Source organism: Corallococcus silvisoli (genome assembly GCF_009909145.1).
Taxonomy (GTDB): Bacteria; Myxococcota; Myxococcia; order Myxococcales; family Myxococcaceae; genus Corallococcus; species Corallococcus silvisoli.
Window position 1 is genome coordinate 1 of the sequence record NZ_JAAAPJ010000035.1, and the last position, 5,766, is coordinate 5,766.

Sequence of the window (5,766 nt, forward strand, 5' to 3'; positions counted from 1 at the left end):
AAGCCCGCAAAGACAAAGCCCCTGGCGCCATGAGGCACCAGGGGCTTTCAAAAAGAATCCGGCAGCGACCTACTCTCCCACGCGGTTTCCCGCGGAGTACCATCGGCTCTGGAGGGCTTAACTTCCGTGTTCGGGATGGGAACGGGTGTGACCCCTCCGACATTGCCACCGGAAAAGCGATTGACGGTGCATACGAAGGGTAAGTTGCAAGCTTCTGCTTGAATGAAGCCTCTTCTGAAGAAGAGTGAAAATAGCTGTCTTCCGGGCGGACGCGCTAGTGGCGTCCTGGCCTCGGCCTTGGCCCCGAGTCCCTTACTCCCCGCGTGGGGGCATGCAAGAGAAGGGGGGAAGTAAGCCGCTCGACTTATTAGTACTGGTTAGCTTAACGCGTTACCGCGCTTACACACCCAGCCTATCAACGTGGTAGTCTTCCACGAGTCTTCAGGGGCTTGCGCCCGGGATACCTGGTCTTGAGGTCGGTTTCCCGCTTAGATGCTTTCAGCGGTTATCCAATCGGCACATGGCTACCCAGCGATGCCTCTGGCGAGACAACTGGTACACCAGCGGTGCCTCCAACCCGGTCCTCTCGTACTAAGGTCAGAGCCTCTCAAGTATCCTACGCCCACAGCAGATAGGGACCAAACTGTCTCACGACGTTTTGAACCCAGCTCGCGTACCGCTTTAATTGGCGAACAGCCAAACCCTTGGGACCTGCTCCAGCCCCAGGATGCGATGAGCCGACATCGAGGTGCCAAACCTCCCCGTCGATGTGAACTCTTGGGGGAGATAAGCCTGTTATCCCCGGAGTACCTTTTATCCGTTGAGCGATGGCCCTTCCATTCAGGACCACCGGATCACTATGACCTGCTTTCGCACCTGCTCGACCTGTCGGTCTCGCAGTCAAGCTCCCTTATGCCATTGCACTCGACGCCCGGTTTCCAATCGGGCTGAGGGAACCATCGCGCGCCTCCGTTACTTTTTGGGAGGCGACCGCCCCAGTCAAACTACCCACCAGACAGTGTCCCAGTCCCGGCTGACGAGACATGGTTAGACACCAGAAATCAACAGGGTGGTATTTCACCGTTGCCTCCACCGAACCTAGCGGCCCGGCTTCAAAGGCTCCCACCTATCCTACACAGTCAATCCCTAGTGTCACTGTCAAGTTGTAGTAAAGGTTCACGGGGTCTTTCCGTCTTGCTGCGGGTAAACTGCATCGGCACAGCTATTTCAATTTCGCTGAGTCCCTCTCCGAGACAGTGCGGAAGTCGTTACTCCATTCGTGCAGGTCGGAACTTACCCGACAAGGAATTTCGCTACCTTAGGACCGTTATAGTTACGGCCGCCGTTTACTGGGGCTTCGGATCATCGCTTCGCCTTGCGGCTGACGAATCCCCTTAACCTTCCAGCACCGGGCAGGAGTCAGACCCTATACGTCGGCTTGTCGCCTTCGCAGAGTCCTGTGTTTTTGGTAAACAGTCGCTACCGCCATTTCTCTGCAACCTCTCTCGGCTTCGGCTGTACGCCTACACCTACCAGAGGCCCACCTTCTTCCGAAGTTACGGTGGAAATTTGCCTAGTTCCTTGGAGGAGAGTTCTCTCAAGCGCCTTAGGATTTTCTCCTCACCCACCTGTGTCGGTTTGCGGTACGGACACCCTGCAGACTCCCTGCGGGACTTTTCTTGGAAGCAGAGCATCAGCGACTTACCCCTTGCGGGGCGCCATGGGGTCTCGGGGATGACTGCCGCGCCTTTATTCGTACGCGACACCCCTACGCCTTTAGACTGACACAACCACCGGTCAGCTCGCCTAGCTTTCTCCGTCCTCCCTCAGTTCAACGTCTGCAAGATGGCGCAGGAATATTAACCTGCTTGCCATCACCTACGCCTTTCGGCCTCGGCTTAGGACCCGGCTAACCCTGGGAAGATTAACTTGACCCAGGAAACCTTGGGTTTACGGCGAGGGGGTTTCTCACCCCCTTTATCGCTACTCATTTCGGCATCAGCACTCCCAGTCGCTCCAGCAGCCCTTTCGGTCTACCTTCGCTGCAACTGGGACGCTCCCCTACCGCCACATACGCCTGACGTATGTGACCCGAAGCTTCGGCACTAGTCTTGAGCCCCGTTACATTTTCGGCGCGGCCTGTCTTGACCAGTGAGCTATTACGCTTTCTTTAAAGGATGGCTGCTTCTAAGCCAACCTCCTGGTTGTCAATGACCTGCCACATCCTTTCTAGTGTTCACTTAGACTAGATTTGGGGGCCTTAGCTGTCGGTCTGGGTTATTCCCCTCTTGCCAATGGACGTTATCACCCACTGACTGCGTCCCGGGATAACAATTGCCGGCATTCGGAGTTTGGTACGGTTTGGTAATCTGGTGAGACCCCTAGCCGTTCCAGTGCTCTACCTCCGGCATTGAATTGCCCGAGCCGATACCTAAATATCTTTCGGGGAGAACCAGCTATCACGGAGTTTGATTGGCCTTTCACCCCTACACACAGCTCATCCCAGAAATTTTCAACTTTCATGAGTTCGGTCCTCCATGCGGTGTTACCCGCACTTCAACCTGGCCATGTGTAGATCACCCCGCTTCGGGTTATAATACACGCAACTTAGCGCCCTGTTCGGACTCGCTTTCGCTCCGGCTCCACCTATCGGCTTAGCCTCGCTACGTATATTAAGTCGCCGAATCATGATGCAAAAGGTACGCTCTCGCACTGGCTTGCGCCGTAGTGCTCGAACTGCTTGTAGACATGCGGTTTCAGGTTCTTTTGACTCCCCTCACCGGGGTTCTTTTCACCTTTCCCTCGCGGTACTTGTTCACTATCGGTCGCCAAGGAGTATTTAGGCTTACCGGATGGTCCCGGCAGATTCAGACAGGATTGCACGTGTCCCGTCTTACTTGGGTAACCCGCTCAGCTCCAACTGGCTTTCGTGTACGCGACTATCACGCTCTTTGGTGCGTCTTTCCAGGACGCTTCCACTAGCCTGTCAAAGTCCTACCGCGGACCCGCTACCCCACCGCCATTTGCATGACGTTGGTTTGGCCTCTTCCCATTTCGCTCGCCACTACTTTGGGAATCACTCATTGTTTTCTCTTCCTCAGGGTACTGAGATGTTTCACTTCCCCTGGTTTGCTCTGCAAACCTATGAATTCAGTTTGCAGTAACGCAGCTATTCGCCGCGCTGGGTTTCCCCATTCGGACATCTCCGGATCAACGTTTGGTTGGCAACTCCCCGAAGCTTTTCGCAGCCACCCACGTCCTTCATCGCCTCTTGGCACCTAGGCATCCACCGCACGCCCTTAGTAGCTTACTTGCCCTGATCTCTTGTCGTCACGCCCGCCTCCCGGCGGATTGTCGAAACTCGTGACCAAGGCCCAGACCCCTGCTCTTCGCAGCAGGCCCGGAAGACATTTCTTATTGCTTGATTCTCACTGCTTCTTCTTAAGTGGGAGACTTCGCTTTCGCCCCACCCGGCTGCCTCGCGGCGCCTGGTAAGACTCATTTCGAAGTCGGCACTTCTGTTGAGAACTTCACTCAGCAGAAATTGCAACTTACCCTTCGTATGCACTTGTCAAAGAACGTCCCTGCTTACCGCAGGTAACTTGTGGAGCTGATCGGGTTCGAACCGACGACATCCAGCTTGCAAAGCTGGCGCTCTCCCAGCTGAGCTACAGCCCCGACTCTTCGCGTCGGCACCACCCGCTTCCTTCCCTCCAGTGAGGGAAAATGGTGGGCCTAGGTGGACTTGAACCACCGACCTCGCGCTTATCAGGCGCGCGCTCTAGCCAGCTGAGCTATAGGCCCAAGCGGGGCTAAAGCATCGGCGAACCCTACAGCGTCCTTCATTCTCAAAGAGCCGAGCCAACCTCGCTCAGTCCTTCAAAACCAAACAGCAAGCCCGAAGTTCATAATGGATTGTTTACCGGAAACATTGACCTAGTAGACCTGACAGCCCGAAGGCTGCTGGCATCGCCTGCTCCTCCGAAGAGTGAGCCCGATGCCCGGTCTCCTTAGAAAGGAGGTGATCCAGCCGCAGGTTCCCCTACGGCTACCTTGTTACGACTTCACCCCAGTTACCGAGCACTCCTTGGGCACCTCTTGGTGAGGTGACTTCTGGAGCAATCGACTCCCATGGTGTGACGGGCGGTGTGTACAAGGCCCGGGAACGTATTCACCGCAGCGTGCTGATCTGCGATTACTAGCGATTCCGCCTTCATGGAGTCGAGTTGCAGACTCCAATCTGAACTGAGACCGGTTTTCTGCGATTAGCTCCCCCTCGCGGGTTTGCAGCGCTCTGTACCGGCCATTGTAGCACGTGTGTAGCCCTGGTCATAAAGGCCATGAGGACTTGACGTCATCCCCACCTTCCTCCGGTTTAACACCGGCAGTCCCTCTAGAGATCCACTTGCGTGGCAACTAAAGGCGAGGGTTGCGCTCGTTGCGGGACTTAACCCAACATCTCACGACACGAGCTGACGACAGCCATGCAGCACCTGTCTCTCGGTTCCCTTGCGGGCACTCCCTCATCTCTGAAGGATTCCGAGGATGTCAAGACCAGGTAAGGTTCTGCGCGTTGCGTCGAATTAAACCACATGCTCCACCGCTTGTGCGGGCCCCCGTCAATTCCTTTGAGTTTTAGTCTTGCGACCGTACTTCCCAGGCGGAGAACTTAATGCGTTAGCTACGGCACCGCGGGGGTCAACTCCCACGACACCTAGTTCTCATCGTTTACGGCGTGGACTACCAGGGTATCTAATCCTGTTTGCTACCCACGCTTTCGCGTCTCAGCGTCAGTTACCGTCCAGGTGGCCGCCTTCGCCACCGGTGTTCCTCCCCATATCTACGAATTTCACCTCTACTTGGGGAATTCCGCCACCCTCTCCGGCACTCAAGCTCTGCAGTTTCGGGCGCACTTCCTCAGTTGAGCTGAGGGCTTTCACACCCGACTTGCAAAGCCGCCTACACGCGCTTTACGCCCAATAATTCCGAACAACGCTTGCACCCTCTGTATTACCGCGGCTGCTGGCACAGAGTTAGCCGGTGCTTCTTCTCCCGGTACCGTCAAGCCGGAGGATGTTAGCCTCCGGGTTTTCGTCCCGGTCGAAAGTGCTTTACAATCCAAAGACCTTCATCACACACGCGGCGTTGCTGCGTCAGGCTTTCGCCCATTGCGCAAAATTCCCCACTGCTGCCTCCCGTAGGAGTCTGGACCGTGTCTCAGTTCCAGTGTGGCTGATCGTCCTCTCAGACCAGCTACCCGTCGTTGCCTTGGTGGGCCATTACCCCGCCAACTAGCTGATGGGCCGCGGACTCATCTGGTTGTGATAGCTTGTATACAGAGGCCACCTTTTCCCTCAGTCTCCGAAGAGACCGTGGGCTTATCCGGTATTAGCCAATCTTTCGACTGGTTATCCCAGGCATCCAGGCAGATTATCCACGTGTTACGCACCCGTGCGCCGCTCTACTAGGGTTTCCCCATTCGCGCTCGACTTGCATGTGTTAGGCACGCCGCCAGCGTTCGTTCTGAGCCAGGATCAAACTCTCCAATTGTATTCTTGGTTTGCTTGAACCGGCGTTCCCCGAGACCCGGCTAAGGAGTCTCGGCTCGCTGATTCGTCGGCATCTCCTCCTCGCTGCGCTTTTCAGCGCTGCTCTCGGAGTGAGACGCCCTCAAAAAATTGACTGCGGTTTCCGCAATCCATTACTTCTTGGGCTTGCTATTTGGTTTTCAAAGACCGAGCCGCTTGTCCTGCTTCGCGACTTTTG

At 55.9% G+C, this 5,766-nt stretch carries 2 tRNA genes and 3 rRNA genes; all 5 read right to left on the minus strand.

From position 1 onward, the window contains the following. Positions 1-56: 56 nt before the first annotated feature. The 5 genes from rrf to GTY96_RS36915 all read right to left on the minus strand — a co-directional run bounded on the left by rrf (position 57) and on the right by GTY96_RS36915 (position 5,550). A 5S ribosomal RNA gene (gene rrf, locus GTY96_RS36895) occupies positions 57-173 on the minus strand. A 173-nt stretch (positions 174-346) separates the two neighbouring features. After that, a 23S ribosomal RNA gene (locus GTY96_RS36900) occupies positions 347-3,313 on the minus strand. Between the two features lie 292 nt (positions 3,314-3,605). After that, positions 3,606-3,678, minus strand: a tRNA-Ala gene (locus GTY96_RS36905). Between the two features lie 49 nt (positions 3,679-3,727). After that, a tRNA-Ile gene (locus GTY96_RS36910) sits at positions 3,728-3,804 on the minus strand. A 210-nt stretch (positions 3,805-4,014) separates the two neighbouring features. Further along, positions 4,015-5,550: ribosomal RNA gene (locus tag GTY96_RS36915) — 16S ribosomal RNA — on the minus strand. The 16S, 23S and 5S rRNA genes sit together here with 2 tRNA genes alongside, the layout of an rRNA operon. Positions 5,551-5,766: the final 216 nt, after the last annotated feature.